Annotated in this window: 21 protein-coding genes; 11 read left to right on the forward strand and 10 right to left on the reverse strand. The window is 50.7% G+C overall.

All coding sequences use genetic code 11. The features are described from left to right. The first annotated feature begins 12 nt into the window (after nucleotides 1–12). Nucleotides 13–423, forward strand: a complete 411-nt coding sequence (gene nikR, locus ACKRDP_RS00500) for a nickel-responsive transcriptional regulator NikR (protein WP_409152773.1) — start codon at nucleotides 13–15, stop codon at nucleotides 421–423. Here the strand turns inward: nikR and ACKRDP_RS00505 are convergent. Further along, nucleotides 388–843: an arsenate reductase ArsC gene (locus tag ACKRDP_RS00505; RefSeq protein WP_489685572.1), complete on the reverse strand. Its 456-nt coding sequence runs from the start codon at nucleotides 841–843 to the stop codon at nucleotides 388–390. The genes nikR and ACKRDP_RS00505 overlap by 36 nt on opposite strands. 31 nt (nucleotides 844–874) lie before the next feature. Here ACKRDP_RS00505 and ACKRDP_RS00510 point away from each other — a divergent pair, with 31 nt between their 5' ends. Genes ACKRDP_RS00510 through ACKRDP_RS00520 form a run of 3 tightly spaced genes read left to right on the forward strand, consistent with a single transcriptional unit; the run spans nucleotide 875 to nucleotide 2,299 of the window. Beyond that, complete coding sequence (locus tag ACKRDP_RS00510) at nucleotides 875–1,285, forward strand: nucleotidyltransferase domain-containing protein (RefSeq protein ID WP_409152774.1); 411 nt, start codon at nucleotides 875–877, stop codon at nucleotides 1,283–1,285. Continuing rightward, entirely contained in the window at nucleotides 1,285–1,689 is a 405-nt protein-coding gene (locus tag ACKRDP_RS00515) for a HEPN domain-containing protein (RefSeq protein ID WP_409152776.1), read from the forward strand. Before ACKRDP_RS00510 ends, ACKRDP_RS00515 begins: the two co-directional genes overlap by 1 nt. Before the next feature lie 16 nt (nucleotides 1,690–1,705). After that, nucleotides 1,706–2,299 carry a TetR/AcrR family transcriptional regulator gene (locus ACKRDP_RS00520; protein ID WP_409152777.1) on the forward strand — a complete coding sequence of 198 codons (594 nt, stop codon included), beginning with the start codon at nucleotides 1,706–1,708 and terminating at the stop codon, nucleotides 2,297–2,299. On the opposite strand, the gene ACKRDP_RS00525 is transcribed toward ACKRDP_RS00520, so the two are convergent. Genes ACKRDP_RS00525 through ACKRDP_RS00535 form a run of 3 tightly spaced genes read right to left on the reverse strand, consistent with a single transcriptional unit; the run spans nucleotide 2,267 to nucleotide 5,314 of the window. Beyond that, entirely contained in the window at nucleotides 2,267–3,973 is a 1,707-nt protein-coding gene (locus tag ACKRDP_RS00525; protein WP_409152778.1) for a hydrogenase maturation protein, read from the reverse strand. The two genes, ACKRDP_RS00520 and ACKRDP_RS00525, sit on opposite strands and share 33 nt — an antisense overlap. After that, nucleotides 3,970–5,091, reverse strand: coding sequence for a hydrogenase formation protein HypD (gene hypD, locus ACKRDP_RS00530; protein WP_409152779.1), 1,122 nt, complete (start codon nucleotides 5,089–5,091; stop codon nucleotides 3,970–3,972). The genes ACKRDP_RS00525 and hypD overlap by 4 nt, the downstream gene beginning before the upstream one ends. Further along, entirely contained in the window at nucleotides 5,060–5,314 is a 255-nt protein-coding gene (locus tag ACKRDP_RS00535) for a HypC/HybG/HupF family hydrogenase formation chaperone (protein WP_409152781.1), read from the reverse strand. The genes hypD and ACKRDP_RS00535 overlap by 32 nt, the downstream gene beginning before the upstream one ends. Nucleotides 5,315–5,501: 187 nt before the next feature. On the opposite strand from ACKRDP_RS00535, the gene ACKRDP_RS00540 reads away from it, so the two are divergent. From ACKRDP_RS00540 to ACKRDP_RS00565, 6 genes are read left to right on the forward strand one after another with little or no spacing between them, the layout of a single operon-like run. Next, nucleotides 5,502–6,566, forward strand: coding sequence for a hydrogenase small subunit (locus ACKRDP_RS00540; RefSeq protein ID WP_409152782.1), 1,065 nt, complete (start codon nucleotides 5,502–5,504; stop codon nucleotides 6,564–6,566). A 2-nt stretch (nucleotides 6,567–6,568) separates the two neighbouring features. Beyond that, on the forward strand, nucleotides 6,569–8,473 hold the full coding sequence (locus ACKRDP_RS00545) for a nickel-dependent hydrogenase large subunit (RefSeq protein WP_409152783.1): 1,905 nt from the start codon (nucleotides 6,569–6,571) through the stop codon (nucleotides 8,471–8,473). A gap of 10 nt (nucleotides 8,474–8,483) precedes the next feature. Continuing rightward, entirely contained in the window at nucleotides 8,484–9,185 is a 702-nt protein-coding gene (gene cybH / locus ACKRDP_RS00550) for a Ni/Fe-hydrogenase, b-type cytochrome subunit (protein ID WP_409152784.1), read from the forward strand. Beyond that, nucleotides 9,182–9,673: a HyaD/HybD family hydrogenase maturation endopeptidase gene (locus ACKRDP_RS00555; protein WP_409152785.1), complete on the forward strand. Its 492-nt coding sequence runs from the start codon at nucleotides 9,182–9,184 to the stop codon at nucleotides 9,671–9,673. The genes cybH and ACKRDP_RS00555 overlap by 4 nt, the downstream gene beginning before the upstream one ends. Further along, entirely contained in the window at nucleotides 9,645–9,953 is a 309-nt protein-coding gene (locus ACKRDP_RS00560; protein ID WP_409152787.1) for a thioredoxin domain-containing protein, read from the forward strand. The genes ACKRDP_RS00555 and ACKRDP_RS00560 overlap by 29 nt, the downstream gene beginning before the upstream one ends. Next, nucleotides 9,944–10,324: a hydrogenase expression/formation protein gene (locus ACKRDP_RS00565; protein ID WP_409152789.1), complete on the forward strand. Its 381-nt coding sequence runs from the start codon at nucleotides 9,944–9,946 to the stop codon at nucleotides 10,322–10,324. Before ACKRDP_RS00560 ends, ACKRDP_RS00565 begins: the two co-directional genes overlap by 10 nt. On the opposite strand, the gene hypF is transcribed toward ACKRDP_RS00565, so the two are convergent. Genes hypF through hypB form a run of 6 tightly spaced genes read right to left on the reverse strand, consistent with a single transcriptional unit; the run spans nucleotide 10,305 to nucleotide 16,788 of the window. Continuing rightward, nucleotides 10,305–12,557, reverse strand: a complete 2,253-nt coding sequence (gene hypF / locus ACKRDP_RS00570) for a carbamoyltransferase HypF (protein ID WP_409152790.1) — start codon at nucleotides 12,555–12,557, stop codon at nucleotides 10,305–10,307. The genes ACKRDP_RS00565 and hypF overlap by 20 nt on opposite strands. Continuing rightward, nucleotides 12,554–12,910 (reverse strand): hydrogenase maturation nickel metallochaperone HypA, encoded by a 357-nt coding sequence (hypA, locus tag ACKRDP_RS00575; protein ID WP_409152791.1) that lies wholly within the window; start codon nucleotides 12,908–12,910, stop codon nucleotides 12,554–12,556. Before hypA ends, hypF begins: the two co-directional genes overlap by 4 nt. Then, entirely contained in the window at nucleotides 12,910–13,911 is a 1,002-nt protein-coding gene (gene hypE, locus ACKRDP_RS00580) for a hydrogenase expression/formation protein HypE (RefSeq protein ID WP_409152793.1), read from the reverse strand. Before hypE ends, hypA begins: the two co-directional genes overlap by 1 nt. Nucleotides 13,912–13,920: 9 nt before the next feature. After that, nucleotides 13,921–15,228 (reverse strand): nickel-dependent hydrogenase large subunit, encoded by a 1,308-nt coding sequence (locus tag ACKRDP_RS00585; RefSeq protein ID WP_409152795.1) that lies wholly within the window; start codon nucleotides 15,226–15,228, stop codon nucleotides 13,921–13,923. After that, a complete protein-coding gene (locus tag ACKRDP_RS00590) occupies nucleotides 15,218–16,075 on the reverse strand; it encodes an NADH-quinone oxidoreductase subunit B family protein (protein WP_409152796.1) in 858 nt (285 codons plus the stop codon). Before ACKRDP_RS00590 ends, ACKRDP_RS00585 begins: the two co-directional genes overlap by 11 nt. Beyond that, a complete protein-coding gene (gene hypB, locus ACKRDP_RS00595; protein WP_409152798.1) occupies nucleotides 16,072–16,788 on the reverse strand; it encodes a hydrogenase nickel incorporation protein HypB in 717 nt (238 codons plus the stop codon). Before hypB ends, ACKRDP_RS00590 begins: the two co-directional genes overlap by 4 nt. A 74-nt stretch (nucleotides 16,789–16,862) precedes the next feature. Between hypB and ACKRDP_RS00600 the strand changes: the two genes are divergently transcribed. Continuing rightward, nucleotides 16,863–17,522, forward strand: coding sequence for an MgtC/SapB family protein (locus tag ACKRDP_RS00600; protein WP_409152799.1), 660 nt, complete (start codon nucleotides 16,863–16,865; stop codon nucleotides 17,520–17,522). The last annotated feature ends 4 nt before the right edge of the window (nucleotides 17,523–17,526 follow it).

The following is a 17,526-nucleotide window of genomic DNA, read 5'->3' on the forward strand; positions in this document are numbered from 1 at the left end:
AATCTTCTGAAGATGGAAAAGACAACCCGCTTCTGCGTATCTCTTCCTGAGGGGCTTCTTGAGGAGCTGGACAGAAGAGTCATAAGGAAGGGCTACGCTTCAAGGTCTGAGCTGGTCAGAGACCTCATAAGAGACCTTTTGTCTCAGGAAAAATGGGAAGAGAACGAAGAGGTCATAGGTGTTCTCAGCCTTGTCTACGACCATCACGACAGGGAGCTGACCCACAGACTTCTGGAGCTTCAGCACGAGCATCATGTAAATGTGCTGTGCTCCACCCATGTTCACATAGACCACTACAACTGCCTTGAGGTTATCATCCTCAGAGGAAGGGCGGGAGAGCTTGAGCTTCTGGCTACAAAAATAGGAGGTCTAAGAGGTGTAAAGCTCTCAAAGCTTAGCAGAATTGCCCTGCCTGAGCTGTAGGCTCTGAAGGCAGTCCCACACCCTTTCCTCTATCTCATCCCTGACTTTTCTGAAAAACTCCAGCTTTTCCTCTTCAGAGCCTCTGTATGCGGCAGGGTCAGGAAGGTCCCAGTGAATCATCTGGGCTCCAGGAACGACTGGACAGGTCTGTCTTGCACTGTTGCAGAGGGTTATAACAAGGTCCAGCTCCTGATAGGGTATGGCTTCAAGCCCCTTGGGTCTTTGGGAGGATATGTCTATGCCCTTCTCCTTCATTACCTGAACAGCAAAGGGGTTTATTTCCTCTGCCGGGTCTGAACCTGCGGAGTATACCTGAAAGTTCATTCCAAGAGTTTCTACCAGCCTTCTGGCAAAGCCCTCCGCCATCTGGCTCCTTGCGGAATTGCCCGTGCATACGAAGGCTATCCTCATGTTTTCCATTCTATACCTCAGGTGTTAAGATTTTATTAAGATGCGGGGATACAGAGGAAAATACTACGCAATCCTGAAAAGGATAAAGGAAAGATTAATCAGATGCTTTGGGGAAAACCTCCTTTCCCTTGTAGTGTTCGGCTCTGTGGCAAGGGGAACCTTCTCTCCAGAATCCGATATAGACATCCTTGTTATAGTTGAGGACTACGAAAGCAGTAGAAGGGAGTATGTGAGGTTTTTTGAATGTGTGGATGAGGCAGTGGAGATAAATCCTGTAATCATAAAAAGGACTCAGCTAAGAGAATCTCTGTGGTTTCTCTGGGATTGTGAATTTATAGTTCTGTATGACAGGGAAGGATTTTTTGAAAAATTTGCAGAAGGATTGAGGAAGGTTATGGAAAGCAGGGTTATAAGGAGAAAGGGGAAAATGCCATACTATGAGGTTTTGTGATGGTAAATCCTGAGCTTGCGGAAGATTATATCAGACGAGCAGAAATAAGACTGAAAACCCTGGACCTTTTTATGAAAGAAAAAGATTATGCGGACGTTATAAGGGAGGCTCAGGAAATAGTTGAGCTTGTTCAGAAAGCCATGCTAATCAGGTCTGGTATAACACCCCCAAAGTGGCATGATGTAATAGACATTATTCTTGAAAACAGCCACAGGTTTCCAGAAGACCTCATAAAGACCCTTAGGGAGTTAAGAGCACTTACAAAATGGCTGAGAAGTCAGAGGGAAATCGCCTTCTATGGACAACCAGACTTTATACCAACGGAAGATTACACGGAGGAAGACGCCAGGGAAGCCTACCAGTTGGCTTCTAGATATATACAGCTATACCATAAACTGTTATGATTTAATTTTTAGAACAATGAAAAGGCAGAGCCTGAAGGAGCAGAAAAGGCTTGAGATAATAAGGACTGCCTGCAGGCTGTTTTCTGAAAAGGGATATTACAACACCACCATGCCAGACATAGCCCAGGCGGTGGGTATGAGCGTTGGAAACCTGTATAACTACTTTGAATCAAAGGAAGAGCTTGCAAAGGAAATTATGATGACGGTATCCGACTGGGTGGGGGAAAGACTCAGGAGGGTAAACGAGGCGGAGGTAAGCTTTCGGGAAAAGCTGGAGCTTCTTGTGAGAAGTTTTTTTGAAATAGCCCTTGAGGAGCCCGAGCTCATAAACTACTTTCTCAGGGTCTTCCTTGTAAACAGGGAGGTTTTCAGCGGGGGATGTGAGGGCTTTGCCTGTGTGGCAAGCGTCATTACGGAGATAATGGTCTTTCTGAGCGATGGCGTGGAGAGGGGGGAACTCAGAAACCAGAGCTTCTATCCTGCCTTTACCACCATAATGGGACCCCTCGGGGGCATGGTCTTCCTACATACGGAGGGACTTCTTAACAGACCGCTTATGGACTATGTGGATGAGGTTTCAGAAAACCTGTGGAGGGCTCTGAAAGCTTAGTCTTCTGTGCACCGCAAGGTAGGGAGGCGTTCTGAAGGGCAGAAACCTTCTGACAAAGTAATACCGTGCTATGTGGTAGCTTGTGTCAAAACCGTAGAAGTTGAGCCTCATCCTTTCCAGCTCCTCTTCCCTGTATGTCTTGAGTGGCTTTTTGCTCCAATCTGAAAGTCTCTTTTCTCTTTTCTCCTTTAGAAACCTGTCAAAGTCTTTAGAGTTCACAAAGCTCTTTAAAAAGCCCTTCAGCCCCTGGGTAAAGTCCTCAGGCGTCCTTCCGAACACGCCATCAATGAGACCTATCCCCATAGCCCTTTCAGAGCTTATGGGCATGCGGTTTTCCATTATCTCCCTTCCCCTTTCCCAGCCAACTCTCTTTGGAAGCGTATAGGTCCAGAACTCAGAGCCGTAAAGATTACCTATGTTCTTGTAGTGAGGGTTGAGCACAACTCCCTTTCTTGCAAACACAAGGTCGCAGGTGAGAGCAAGAAACACACCACCCGCTCCAGCATTGCCCCTTATGCCCGCCACTGTCAACCTGTCAAGCGTTGTGAGTATCTCCTCGCACAGGTCATCCATGGCGTTTATGTTCCTCCAGGATTCCTCTGCAGGGCTCTCTGAGGCTTCTATGGTGTTGAGGTTCATGCCGTTGGAGAAAAAGTCCTCACCACCCAGAAGCACAACAGCCTTTACGGGCCTTATTTTTGCGTATCTTACCACCTCCAGAAGCCTGTTGCACTGTTCTGTAGACATGGCACCGTTGTAAAAATTGAATTCAACGCAAGCTATACCCTCTTCCTCTCTATAGGTTATTTCCCTGTATGTGGGAAAATCCACCTCCTCCCAAGGTCTTATCTCCTCCTCCCTCAGTCTCTCAAGGGTGTTCTCTGGAAGAACCCTTGTCGCCGGCAGTTTTATACTCTGCCTTTCCCTTCTTCTCAGATAGCCAACCCATACTGCCCCATCCAGAGTCCCTATACATACTGCCTCATCCCTCCTTGCTATAAGCTCGCCAGGCTTTCCTTTGAGATAGCCTTCAGGATGTGCGTCAAAGAGGTAGTATTCCTCTCCCTCTATAAGGGCTTTGGCACCGGGCTGACCATCTCCCGAGTAAACCTTTTTAAGAACTTCCGCCGTGCTATCCCTATTCCAGTCCACCATCCTGAGGCTTCTCTCAGGGGCAGGTCTGAAATGCCCACCTCCCTGTGGTTTCCTTCTTACCATTCCACTCTCAAGGCTTTCCACCACCTCCCACAGACATTCTACGGCACCCTCCGTTACTTCCCTCCTATACAGGCTTGACTTCCTTGCCATCCTCATGGGAAAGCTTCTGAAAGCCCACAGGTCTCCCGCATCGTATTCCTCAACCGCCGAAAGCATACATACGCCCCATTCTTTCTCTCCCGTTAGGATTGCCCAGTCAAGGGCACTGGGTCCCCTGTCTCCCGGGGGTCCGGGGTGAACTATTAGAGTGGTGTAATTCTGCCAGATTTCTTCCGGTATTTTCCTCTTCAGAAAGGGGGCAATTATAAGGTCTGGCCTAAAGAGCTCAACCGCTTCTATCATGAGCTCTGGATGCACATCAAGCTCCACAGATACCTCATGTCCTGCCTCGGAAAGCTCGCAGTAGAACCGCTGAGAAAGGGAGTTAAAGCGATGACACAGAAGTAATACCCTCATACTATTCCTCTATATCTATAGTAGGCGTTGCATGCACCTTCTGAGGATACCATACAGGAGCCGAGAGGGTTTGAGGGAGTGCATACACTTCCAAAGAGCTTGCAATCTGTAGGCTCTGCTACGCCTCTTATAACCTTTCCGCATATACAGGCGGGATGTTCCCTGGGCTCTGGAAGCTCAACCTCAAACCTTTTTTCCGCATCAAAATCCTCGTATCGGGAGTTTATCCTCAGGGCGCTGTAGGGAACCTTTCCAAGACCTCTCCACTCAAACTCCTTTCTCAATTCAAAAACCTCAGCCACGAGCAACTGAGCCTTCAGGTTTCCTTCCCTGCTTACCGCTCTGGTATACTGGTTTTCCACCTGAGCCCTTCTTTCCCCCATCTGCCTTACCAGCATGTAAACCGCCTGCATAAGGTCAAGGGGCTCAAAGCCCGATATGACCACAGGCTTTAAAAATTCCTCTGCAAAGTATTCGTAGGGCTTTGTTCCAATTATGACGCTTACATGACCTGGTCCCACAAAGCCGTCTAATTCCACCTTCCCGTATTCTCTCACCTCAGGTGCATTCAGAATGTGCTGTATTGCAGCCGGTGTTATCACGTGGTTTGAGACCACGGAAAGGTTCCTCAGTCCCAGCTCCTTAGCCTTTTTTATGAGCACTGCGGTCTGGGGGGTGGTGGTTTCAAAGCCTATGGCAAAGAAGACGACCTCCTTCTGGGGATTTTCTTGTGCTATCCTGAGAGCATCAAGACAGGAATAGACCATCCTCACATCTTTCCCCTCCGCCCTCAGGTCAAGGAGGCTTTTTCTCTTGGAGCCCGGGACCCTGAGCACATCTCCATAAGTGCAGAGTATGAGGTTCTCTCTGCGTGCCAACTCAAGGGCGAGGTCCACCCTCTGCATGGGCAGAACGCACACAGGACAGCCCGGACCGTGGATGAACTTTACGTAGCCTTCCAGAAGCTGGTCTATACCATGCTTTACTATGGTATGCGTGTGCCCCCCGCAAAACTCCATGATTCTTACAGTCTTTCCAAGCCTTTCCACCGCACTCTTTATGCTCTTTTCAAGCTTCCTTACCGCCTCAGCTTCCCTGAAGTTCGCCAAGAGCTTCATCTTCCTCCTCCAGCAACTGCTCAAAGAGCTTCAGGCTCTCAAGGGCGTATTCCTCATCCAGCTTCTGTATGGCAAAGCCCACATGCACAAGAACCCAGTCGCCCACGGAAACCCCTTCCTGGAGAAGGTCAAGGGATACCACCCTTCTTGCTCCAAAGGTTTCAACCACCGCGGTGTTGTCTTCTTTCAGCTCCACCACCTTTGAGGGGATAGAAAGGCACATGTTCGCCTCCTGAATGCTCGTTCATCCTTAATATAGCCATACTCACCCTGCAGGCAACTTTTTATTACATTTTTATCAAAAGTAATAAAGATTAGAAGCGCTTATAGACCCTATAAGTATTTTTTCCTTGACTGTTTATGTGATACAGGTTATATTTTTGAATGAATATTCAGTTAGGAGGTGTAGCATGGAAACCTTCTGGGAAACCTTTAAAAGGCACGGCGTAAACAGAAGGGACTTTTTCAAATTTGCCACCACCATAACGGGACTTATGGGATTATCGCCTTCCATGATTCCGGAAGTAGTCAGAGCTTTGGAGACAAAGCCGAGAGTCCCCGTCATATGGATACATGGGCTTGAGTGCACCTGTTGCTCTGAGTCCTTTATTAGGTCCGCCACCCCTCTGGCTTCTGATGTGGTTCTGAGCATGATATCCCTTGAATACGATGACACACTTTCGGCAGCCGCAGGAGAAGACCTTGAGAGACACAGGAAGGAGATAATCAAGAAATACTGGGGCAACTACATACTGGCCGTGGAGGGCAACCCACCCCTGGGTGAAGACGGCATGTACTGTATCGTGAACGGTGAGCCTTTCCTGAAGCATCTGAAGGAGTCCGCAGAGGGTGCAAAGGCCGTGATAGCCTGGGGCTCCTGTGCCAGCTGGGGCTGTGTGCAGGCGGCAAAGCCCAACCCAACCACCGCAGTCCCCATACACAAGGTTATAACAGGCAAGCCAATAATAAAGGTGCCCGGCTGTCCACCTATCGCAGAGGTGATGACAGGGGTCATCATGCACCTTGTGCTCTTTGACTCTATTCCGCCCCTTGACTCTCAGGGAAGACCCAAACAGTTTTACGGCAACAGGATTCACGATACCTGCTATAGAAGAGCCTTCTTCAACGCAGGGCAGTTTGTGGAAAGGTTTGACGACGAAGGGGCGAAAAAGGGCTGGTGTCTTTACAAGGTGGGATGCAGGGGACCTACCACCTACAACTCCTGCGGAAACATACGCTGGTATAATGGGCTTTCCTATCCCATACAGGCAGGACACGGTTGCATAGGTTGTTCTGAGGATAACTTCTGGGACAACGGACCCTTCTACCATAGGCTCACCACCATACCAGTCCCCAGCGTAGAAGCCAACGCCGACAAGGTGGGTATGGCCGTTGCGGCGGCTGCGGCGGCCGGTGCAGTTGTCCACGGAGTCATATCAAAACTAAGGTCAAAACCTAACAGAGGAGGTGAATAACCATGGCAAGGGTAGTTGTAGACCCAGTAACAAGGATTGAAGGACACCTGAGGATTGAGCTTATCGTGGATGAAAAATCTGGCAAAGTTGTTGATGCAGTTTCCTCCGGCACCATGTGGAGGGGCATTGAGCTCATCCTCAGAGGAAGAGACCCGAGAGACGCGTGGGCTTTTGCCCAGAGAATATGCGGTGTATGCACTTCCATACATGCTCACGCATCAGTAAGGGCCGTGGAAGATGCCCTTGAAATAAAGATACCGAAGAACGCCAACTACATAAGAAACATCATGTATGGAACACTTCAGGTGCATGACCATGTGGTGCACTTTTATCATCTCCATGCCCTTGACTGGGTCTCACCCATAGAGGCTCTCAAGGCAGACCCCGTGCAGACTGCGGTCTTGCAGAACCAGCTTCTTGAAAAGTATGGAGCCGTGGCGGAGCTCATGCCTGACCCTATTGGAAGGAGGGCATACCCGAGGAAGTTTCCAAAGGCAACGCCCGGCTACTTCAGAGCCTTTCAGGAGAAGATAAAGAAGGTAGTGGAGAGCGGACAGCTTGGCATATTCGCCGCCCACTGGTGGGACCACCCCGACTACAAACTCCTTCCTCCAGAGGTTCATCTGATGGCGGTTGCTCACTATCTGAACATGCTGGATGTGCAGAGGGAGATATTTATCCCTCAGGTGGTCTTCGGTGGAAAGAACCCACACCCACATTACATAGTGGGAGGTATGAGCTGCTCCATATCTCTGAACGATATGAATGCACCCGTGAACACTGAAAGGCTTGCGGTTGTGGAGGATGCTATTTACACGCAGGCAGAGGCCGTAAACCTCTTCTATCTCGTGGACCTTCTGGCAATAGGACATATATACGTTCAGAAGGGGCAGACCTATGGGGGTGGTCTTGCCAAGAGGAGGGTTATAGGCTACGGTGAGTTTCCCGATGAGCCCTACGGCGGAATAAAGAACGGAGACTATCACAGGCAGGTTATCTACCACTGCAACGGCGTGGTGGAAGACTTTGCTGAAGGTGTGGAAAGGGCCAAGTTCTATCCACTTGCAGGTAAGGACTTTGCAGACCCAGAGGTCATTCAGGAATACGTGGCACACTCCTGGTATAAGTATCCTGACGAAAAGAAGGGGCTTCACCCGTGGGATGGTATAACGGAGCCCAACTACACGGGACCCAAGGAAGGCACAAAGACCCACTGGAAGTATCTTGACGAGAAGGGCAAATACTCCTGGATAAAGTCTCCAAGGTGGAGAGGAAAGCCTTGCGAGGTGGGACCTCTCGCCCGGTATATAGTGGTCTACACGGGCGTAAAACAGGGGCATATAAAGCCCAGCTGGATGGATGAAATGATAGTCAAACAGATAGACTTTGTCTCAAAGGTGCTTGACTTGCCTCCCCATGTGTGGCTACCCACTACGGTGGGAAGAACCGCGGCGAGGGGTCTTGAGGCTCAGGTAGGTGTGGCCGCAAACCTTTACTTTATGAAAAAGCTCTACGACAACATAAAGGCCGGGGATACCTCCGTGGCAAACACCGAAAAGTGGGACCCCTCCACATGGCCCAGAGAGGCAAAGGGTATAGGTCTTACCGACGCTCCAAGGGGTGCCCTTGGACACTGGGTTGTCATAAAGGACGGAAAGATAGCCAACTACCAGTGCGTTGTGCCCACCACATGGAACGGTGGAGCAAGGGACCCCATGGGAGGTCAGGGTGCCTTTGAAGAGTGTATGAAGGACACACCCCTGCAGGTGGTCAACAAGCCCCTTGAAGTCCTCAGAGGAATCCATTCCTTTGACCCCTGTCTTGCCTGCTCCACGCACCTGTATGACGCAGAAGGAAGGGAGATAGTGGAGATAAGGGTTCAGGGCTCACAGCCAGTGTGTTTTTAGGAGGTAAGCCATGAAAGAGGAAACGGTAAAGAGGATTTACATCTTCAGCCCCTCGCTGAGGATATGGCACTGGGTAAACTTCCTGTCAATAACCGTCCTCTTCCTCACAGGTCTCTACATAGGAAATCCCTTCTTCATAGGCTCTGTGGGACATGAAGCAACCTACGCCTACGCTCACAACCTGACCATGGACCTTGTGAGATTTGTCCACTTTTCCGCAGGCTATGTGCTTCTCTTTTCCTTCCTTTTCCGCCTTTTTATAGCCTTTTTCTATAAGGGAGACAGGCTCTTTATACCAAGAGTCTGGAGGTCTGATTTCTGGAAAGGTGTTGTAGAGATGCTCCTTCATTACCTCTTTATAAAGCCATGGCACAGAACCTATGTGAGAAATCCCCTTGCAAGGCTTGCCTATTTTCTCCTCTACATAGCCATAGCCTTTATGATAATCACAGGCTTTGCCATGTATGGGCTATCTGACCCCGATGGCTTCTGGGGGAGGCTCTTTGGATGGGTTGTTCCCCTCCTTGGCGGTGAGTTTATGGTTCACATGTGGCACCACTGGGTGGCATGGCTTATAGTTTTCTTTGTGATAGTTCATGTTTACATGGTGGTCAGGTTTGATGTGATAGAGAAGGAGGGCGAAGTGTCGTCAATGTTCAACGGCATGAAAAACTTCAAGGAGACACCTGTGGATGTGGAGGATGTGACATGAAAACTCTCGTGCTTGGCGTTGGCAACATACTGCTTTCCGACGAAGGGCTCGGTGTGAGGGTTGTGGAAGAGCTCAGAAAAAACTACAGGTTTTTCCCAGAGGTGGAGCTTATGGATGGTGGGACACTTGGCATGGACCTTCTTTACTTTATGGAAGGCTTTGAAAGGCTTTTGCTGGTGGATGCTGTCCTTGGGGGCTGTGCCCCCGGCACTCTTTACAGGTTTGAGGGTGAGGAGGTAAAGGGTTATTTCAGAAAAAAGGTCTCTGCCCACGAGCTTGGCGTTCAGGAAGTGCTCGCTCTTGCCCAGATGCTGGGAAGAGCACCAAGGGAGATTGTCCTCCTTGGCATGGAGCCTGAGAGCCTGGACATATCCCTTGAGCTCTCAGAAACTGTAAAGTCAAGGCTCGATGAGCTTGTTTCTGGAGTGCTTAAAGAGCTGGAGAAGTGGGGTGTAAGCTATGAGAGAGTTGAACCTGCAGGAGTTTGAGGAACTAATAAGAGCCGGAAAAACCTTCGTGCTCTACATAAGGTCTGAAGCTAAAAAGAACACCATCAGAGAAATATTTGACACGGATGTGGTGGTGCCGGAGCTCCAGAAGGTCTTCTCCGAGAAGGACTTTTATTCCATAAACGCCGATGAAAACATAGAAATTCTAAGGAAATATAGACTACCCTCTCTTGTGCTCTTTTCTGGTGGCAAAGAGGTGCGGGTCCTTGAGGGCATAAAGTCGTGGAACGAATATATGGAGGCTCTATCATGCTTATGAACGCCCCTGCCATACTCAACGAGCTGCTTCAAGCACTCAAAGACCTTTACGAAAAGGGTGAAGAGCACATCATATACATAAACAAGCTGCCCCTGTCGGAAGAGGACAGGGAGGTTCTGCTTGATGTGCTTGGCGAAGGTCAGGTAAAGATAAGTCTGTCCTCAAATACACAGCCCGTAGAGTGGAGGGAGACGGGCATAAGCGGTGTGTGGATAGGGGTCTTCTACGACAGGGACAACAAGCCCATACTGGAGACCATAGAGGTGTGCTACTTTCCGTCCCTTGCGAAGGCTCAGAGGGAGGATGTGGAGGAATCAATACAGGTGCTCAGGGGGCGGGTTGAGAGTTTTATCAAGCCAACTTCAAGTTAATCAAACCCCCATAAACCGCCTGACCGAGGCTCAGTCCCCCGTCGTTGGGTGGCACTTTCTGATGAGTGTAAACCTTAAAGCCTTCCTTCCCCAAAAGCTCCTTTATCCTGCTTACCAGCGGGTCGTTCTGCATCACACCCCCAGAGAGGCAGACCTTATCCCTTTGAGCCCTGCGGGCAACTTCAAGACAGATTCTGGCAAGGGTGTTTATGAACCTTGAAGGAGCCTTTTCCTTCTCCCTGTCTTCAAGAAGTGCCGTGATTGTGGGTCTCCAATCAACGGAGTTTTCCAGAATTTCAAAGGGGTAAAAGTCTTCCACTTCAGGTCTGAAGAGGTCTTCTAACATCATACTTGCCTGCCCCTCGTAGGATACTTTATGCCTCAGTCCAAGAAGGGACGCAACCCCGTCAAAGAGCCTTCCTGCGGAGCTCGTCAGGGGTGAGTTCACGCCGGACCTCCATGCAGTGTAAAGGTTTTTCAGCTCTCTTTCTTCAAAAGCTTTCAGCGTGGGCAGGTCAAACTCAAAGGCTTTCTCTCCAAAGAGCTCAAAAAGGATTGAAAGGGCAACCCTTCTTGGCTCTTTTATAGCCTTTTCTCCACCGATTAGCCTGAAGGGTCTGAAGTGAAAGAGTCTCCTGTAGGAGCTGTAATTGCAGTGCAGAAACTCACCACCCCAGAGGGTTCCATCCTCTCCGTATCCTGTGCCATCCCATGCTATGCCAAGCACTTCTCCTTCCAGAGCGTTCTCCGCCATACAGGAAAGAATGTGGGCAAAGTGATGCTGTAGCTTCAGAAGGGGTATGCCCCTGCCCCTGGCAAAATCCTCCGCCCATCTTGTGGTCTCATACCTCGGGTGGAGGTCGCACACAACCACCTCTGGCTCAAAGTCGTAGAGCCCCATCATATCATAGACCATCTCCTCAAAGGACATAAGGGTCTCAAGGTTTTCCACGTCTCCCACGTGCTGACTCAGAATTACCCTGTCTGCAAAGCCCAGAGCAAAGGTGTTTTTCAGCATTCCACCTACTGCGAGGACTCTTCTTTTGAGCTCAGCGGGCAGTGTTATGGGCATGGGTGCATAGCCACGTGAACGCCTTATGGGTGTGGGCAGTCCACCTATGACCTTTACCACCGAATCGTCACACCTTCTCCTTATGTCCCTGTTGTGAAGAAGCAGAAAGTCCGCAAGGCTGGACAGCCTCTCAAGGGCTTCCTGGTTCTCCTTGACTATGGGTTCGTCCGAAAGGTTGCCCGAGGTGGCAACTACCGGAAAGTCAAGCCCTCTGAGTATCAGGTAATGAAGGGGCGTGTATGGTAGAAAGGCTCCAACCCTCCTGAGACCCGGTGCCACGGAGGGGGCAAGCCCACCTCTGCAGTTTATGAGCACTATGGGCCTCTCTGGAAGCATAAGAAGGGCAAGCTCAAGCTCAGAAGGCTCTGCATACTGGAGAACCTGCTCCAGGTCTCTGAACATTACCGCAAAGGGCTTTTCCCTTCTTCTTTTTCTCTCCCTCAGAAGGCTCACCGTTTCTTCTTTTGTAGCATCGCACATAAGATGAAAGCCCCCTATACCCTTGACCGCAAGTATTCTACCCTCCCTAAGGAGTTCAAGGCTCAGCCTGAGTGCCTCTTCCCTCTCCGCCAGGAGCTCGCCCTCTGAAGAGTAAAGGCTCAGCCACGGACCACAAAGGGGGCATGCGTTTGGCTGGGCGTGAAAGCGTCTGTCTGAGGGGTCGTGGTATTCTCTGCTACACTGAGGACACATCTGGAAGACCTTCATGGTGGTGTTGGGCCTATCGTAGGGAAGCTTTTCTACTATGGTGAACCTCGGTCCGCAGTTGGTGCAGTTTATGAAGGGATAGAGGTATCTTCTGTCTGAGGGATCAAAGAGCTCCCTGAGGCAGTCTTCGCAGGTTGCCATGTCGGGAAGAAGGAAGACCTCTTTCTGACCCTCCTCTGAACTCTCCCTTATTTCAAAGTCCCTGTATCCCACGGGTTCTGTGAACTGAAGGTCCACCGAGTGTATGCGTGCAAGGGGAGGCTTTTCCCTGCTGAGTCTGAGCAGAAACTCTTCAAGCTTTTCCTTTGGACCCTCCAGTTCTGCGCTCACGCCTCTTGAATCGTTTATCACAAAACCACAAAGCCCAAGCTCCTTAGCCAATCTGTAGACAAAGGGTCTGAAGCCCACACCCTGCACTGCACCTTTTATCCTCACGGAGAGCCTCCGGGTCATGGGTTTGAATCTACCTCCAGCTCAAGGCTCTTGAGCAGTAGCTCCCTTCCACCCCTTATTTCCGTGTTCAGTCCTCCACAGCGGGGGCACAGGGCATTGAGCTCGTCCTTTTCAAACTCCCCTTCGCAGTCCCTACAGTAGATTTTCAGCTTTTCAACCTCTATAAGGAGCTCTGCGTCCTCTGCGGGTGTCCCCTGCCTGAAGGTCTCAAAGGCAATCTGCAGAAGATGGGGCTCCACTCCCGAGAGCACGCCGGCAACTATCTCAACCTTCACAACCCTCTTTGCGGAGTGCATTCTCACCTGCTCATGAATAAGCTCCAGAAGGCTCTGCACTATAGAAAACTCGTGCATCAGCAAATCCTTGGCAGGAGCTCGCCGGCGGGTGGCTCAAGAAACCTCCTGGTTCCGTAGGAAGTCCTGAGAAAAACTGAAGGTCTGCCCTCGGGTCTTACCGCATAGCCTATAAGACTTGCCTCCCTACCCTTCGGGTGTTCTCTGAGAACCTCAAGAGCCCTTTCCGCATCCTCACCCCTTACTGCCACCACAATCCTTCCCTCGCATGCAAGGTGGTAGGGCTCAAGTCCAAGAAATTCGCATATACCCAGAACCTCCTGTCTTACGGGGATGCTGTCCTCCTGCACCAGAAAGGATACGCCCGAAGCATTAGCCCACTCGTGAAGCACTGCGGATAGCCCGCCCCTCGTGGGGTCTCTCATGGCATGAACTTCGACACCACTTCTGAGAAGGTGCTCCACAAGGTCCCACAGGGGCTGGCAGTCGCTTCCGAAGTTTTCTCCAAAGTCAAAGCCTTCCCTCTGTGCCAGCACGCAGGCACCGTGGTCTCCTATGGGTCCGGAAAGGATTATGGCGTCGCCTTCTTTCACACTCCTGCAGGAGAGTCCATCGTATACCACCCTGCCTATGCCCGAGGTGGTTATAAAAAGTCCGTCAGCCTGACCAGAGGGGACCACCTTTGTATCCCCTGCGACTATGAGCACACCCGCCTCCTTTGCAGTCTGTGCCATGCTCTCCACTATCCTCTGGAGGTCTTCGTAGGGAAAGCCCTCCTCTATGATAAAGCTGGCAGAGAGGTAGAGGGGCTTTGCACCCATCACCGCAAGGTCGTTTACAGTGCCCGCCACCGCCAGCTTTCCTATGTCCCCGCCCCTGAAGAATAGGGGCTTTACGGTAAAGGCATCCGTGGTAAAGGCAACCTTTGAACTGAGCTGGAGAAGGGCTGAATCCTCAAGGGCTGAGAGCACTGGGTTTTCAAAGTATCTGAGAAAGAGCTCCCTTATGAGCCTCCAGCTCTCTTCTCCACCACCACCTTCAGAAAGCCTTATTCTCTTCATAGCTCTACCTCAATGTGTTGTGCATACGGAGCACAGGTCAAAGCTCCTGAGCACCATCTGAGCATGAAGTGGACTTTTCAGACCAAGGATTGCCCTCTCCGCAACCCCCAGAAAGTTCTCACATCTTGGACCGAGGTTCCACTGGGAGGGTGTGATGATGGAGTATTCCTGCACCGTGCCCTCCTTTACGCTTACACTGTGTATGAGGGTGCCCCTCGCAGCCTCTACCACGCCGTATCCCCTACCACTGAACTTTGAAGGAAATCTTCCAAGGCTCGTGGACCTCTCATGCAGAACCTCCTTCAGCCTCTGCGTCCACTCCTCTATGGCTTCTGTTAAGCTCCATACCTCCAGAACTCTCGCCATCACACGCACCGCAAAGGAATCTCTGAGCTCCCTGTGCATGCTCTTTGTGATGGGGTTTCCGGCTATGAGCTGTCTTGAAAGGGGTCCAGTTTCAAAGGGCATGCCCCTGTATCTTACGGGCTTTGCCCCGCTGTAGGAACTGCTCTCAAGCTCCTGAAGCTGTTCAACTCTTAGCTTTCCATGCACAACCCTTTTCATGAAATAACCACAGGGAAAGTAAAGAGAGCCACCGCTTATGAACCTGTCGTAAGACCTGCCAGCCTCCAGAAGCCCCTCCCTGTGGGAGAGTTCAAGGAAAAGCCCCGCATCGCCCCCGAGCCTTCTCCAGCTCCCTTCCCTCAGACAGCTGATAAACTCACCCTCTTCCATGCCCACCGTATATTTCAGAAAGAAGTCCCTGAGCTCGGAGAGTATCTGCCTGAGGGTGGTAACTTCTTTCGCCGAGGGCTCTGAGGTTATGCCCCCCGGCACTGCATAGGAAGAGTGGGGCCACTGACCTGAAAAGAGGGCTATGCCCTTTGCTATCTTTGAAGCCACCTTTATGGCATCCTGCCACCTCCTGCCCCTGAAGGGCTCATAGAACTCCCTCACGCTTTTCTCTAAAAGGACAAAATCGGGCATCAGGAAAAGGTAGAACCACTTTATGTGGTTCTGCAGAATCTCAAGGCTCTGGGTTATTCTCCTCACCAACTGACCTTTCTGTGCTGGCTCTACGCCGAGAGCCTTTTCTATAGCCGTGACAGAAGCCATAAGATGGGCGTGCCCGCATATGCCACACACCCTTGGCGTTATCACCAGGGCATCCATGTAATGCCTGCCCATAAGCACCTTCTCTACGCCTCTTATGGAGGTGATGCAGACCCTCGCATCCTCCACAACACCATCCTTCCAGAGGAGCTCAAGCCTTGCCTCCCCCTCAACCCTTGGAAGCTCTAAGTTTTCAAGCCTCACCTTTTAGCCTCTCCGGTGTGAACATCTTGGCAACGCCCGAGAGCATTATGTATCCCCTTTTGGAAACTCCTATGGGAAGCTCTGCGGGTATACCCGCATACTGCTTTGTCTCCCAGAGTCCTGTGCGTGGGAAGTCGTATTCGGTGCAACCAAAGCAGGAAGTCCCAGCCCTCGTCTTTGAGTTCACCCCGTTCCAGAGTATGGTGTTGCAGGAGCTGTAGCTGAGCGGACCTCTACAGCCAAAGTGGTAAAAGAGGCATCCCCTTTTTGAGCCAAGCTCCTGAGCCTCCACCTTCCACTCAAAGTATTCGTTTCTGGTGCATCCCCAGTGGGTAAGGGAGGAGTAAAACTCTTCAGGTCTACCCCACTGGTCAAGCCTCGGCTTTATGCCTTCTGAAAGCATGAGCAGTGTGCCGGCAATCCACTCGGGGTGAGCAGGACAGCCAGAAAGGTTTATCACGGGCAGACCCCCTTTTGACCTGAAACCCTCACCCAGAAGCCCTCCCTTTTCCTTAAACCTGTAGCCAAGACCGCACACATTGGCGTTCGCAAGGGCGGGGATGTTTTCGTAGACAGCACAGTTGCCCACCGCCACCACATAGCCTGCAAGTCTGCAGAGCTCCAGAGTTTCCCTGTCATCCCTTCTTACCGCACCTTCCACCAGAAGTATGTCAAACTCCTCACCTCTTCTGAGCAATTCCTCAACCGCCTCTTCCTGAGGCTTTTGGGAAAGGCTGGGATGGTAGATTAGCTCAACTCTCTTCAGAAGTGTATTCAGGCTCTCGTAGTTCAGAAAGGAGTGGGTGTTTCCACAGCAGGTGAGCCTCTGAAGCCAGAAGACCTTCATACCATACTTCTCCTGAAGGCTCTCACCTTGAAGCGAAGATATTCAAGCCACTCATCCATGCCTTCTCCCGTCCTTACAGAAAGCCTTATCACATCTATGGAGGGGTTTACCTTTCTTGCAGACCTTGTTGCCCTTTCCATGCTGAAGTCCGTGTAGGGCAGGAGGTCTGTCTTTGTTATTACCATGAGCTGGGCATTTCTGAACATGACGGGATACTTCTCTGGCTTGTCATCACCCTCCACCACAGAGAGGAGAACCACGTTCATATGTGCTCCCACATCGTAGCTTGCGGGACACACGAGGTTTCCCACATTTTCTATAAAGACTATGTCAAGCTCCTCAAGGGGTAGCTGATGCAGTCCCTCATGAACCATAAAGGCATCCAGATGGCAGGCAGAGCCCGTGGTAATCTGCACCGCAGGTGCACCCTTTGCCTTTATCCTCTGGGCATCCCTGTCCGTTTCCAGGTCCCCCTCTATGACCCCAATCCTGAAATCTTGAAGAAGCTCTATAGTCCTTTCAAGTAGTGATGTTTTGCCAGCACCCGGCGAGGACATGAGGTTTATGGCAAAGACGCCGTGCTCATGGAAGTGTTCCCTGTTTTCCTCTGCCTGAAGGTCATTTTTCTCCAGAACCTTCCTGAAGAGGCTAACCTCTTCCCTCTGGTTATGTTCGTGGCCGTGGTTTACGGAGCATCCGCACTCCTGACACATGATGACCTCCTGAATGTTTATTCATTAAATATAGCCCTCCGATGAGCTTAGTCAATCAGGGTTAAAATAGTCTGATGAAGCTGGTAGAAACTCTCCCATTTCCCTTATGGGAGGGGATACTGAGACTTGTCATTGCCTTCCTTCTTGGCTCTCTTATTGGATACGAGAGGGAAAGGAGAAGGCAGCCGGCAGGCTTCAGGACTCACTCTGTGCTTGCCCTCGGCTCTTCTCTCATGAGCCTTCTCTCCATATACATAACCCAAGAGTATGGACAGGGTGCGGACCCTTCAAGGATAGCCTCACAGGTTATTACAGGCGTAGGTTTTCTCGGGGCAGGTGCTATCATAAGGATAGGCGTGTCCATAAAGGGCCTTACGACAGCTGCGAGCCTCTGGACCACTGCAGGGATAGGTCTTTCGGTTGGTGCTGGCATGTACATTCTTTCTCTCTTCTCAACAGCACTTCTTCTCTTTACCCTTTCCTTGATGAGCAGGATAGAAAAGGAATTCATGGGCGTGCCCGCTGGTCAGACGATAAGCCTCACCCTTGAGGGCATAGAAGAACCTCTGGACTATCTCAAAGAAACTTTTGGTAATGTGAGGATTCGGAGCGTTGAGAGAGAAAGTAATCTCTTAAAGGTGAGCTTTGAAACTGACATGAGCAGAAATGAACTGAACAAGAGCTTAGAAAAGCTTACAAAGGATGAAAGAGTAAAAAGGTTTGAAGTTTCGTAACGCC

The organism is Pampinifervens navoyensis, assembly GCF_046159715.1.
Lineage (GTDB): Bacteria > Aquificota > Aquificia > Aquificales > Aquificaceae > Pampinifervens.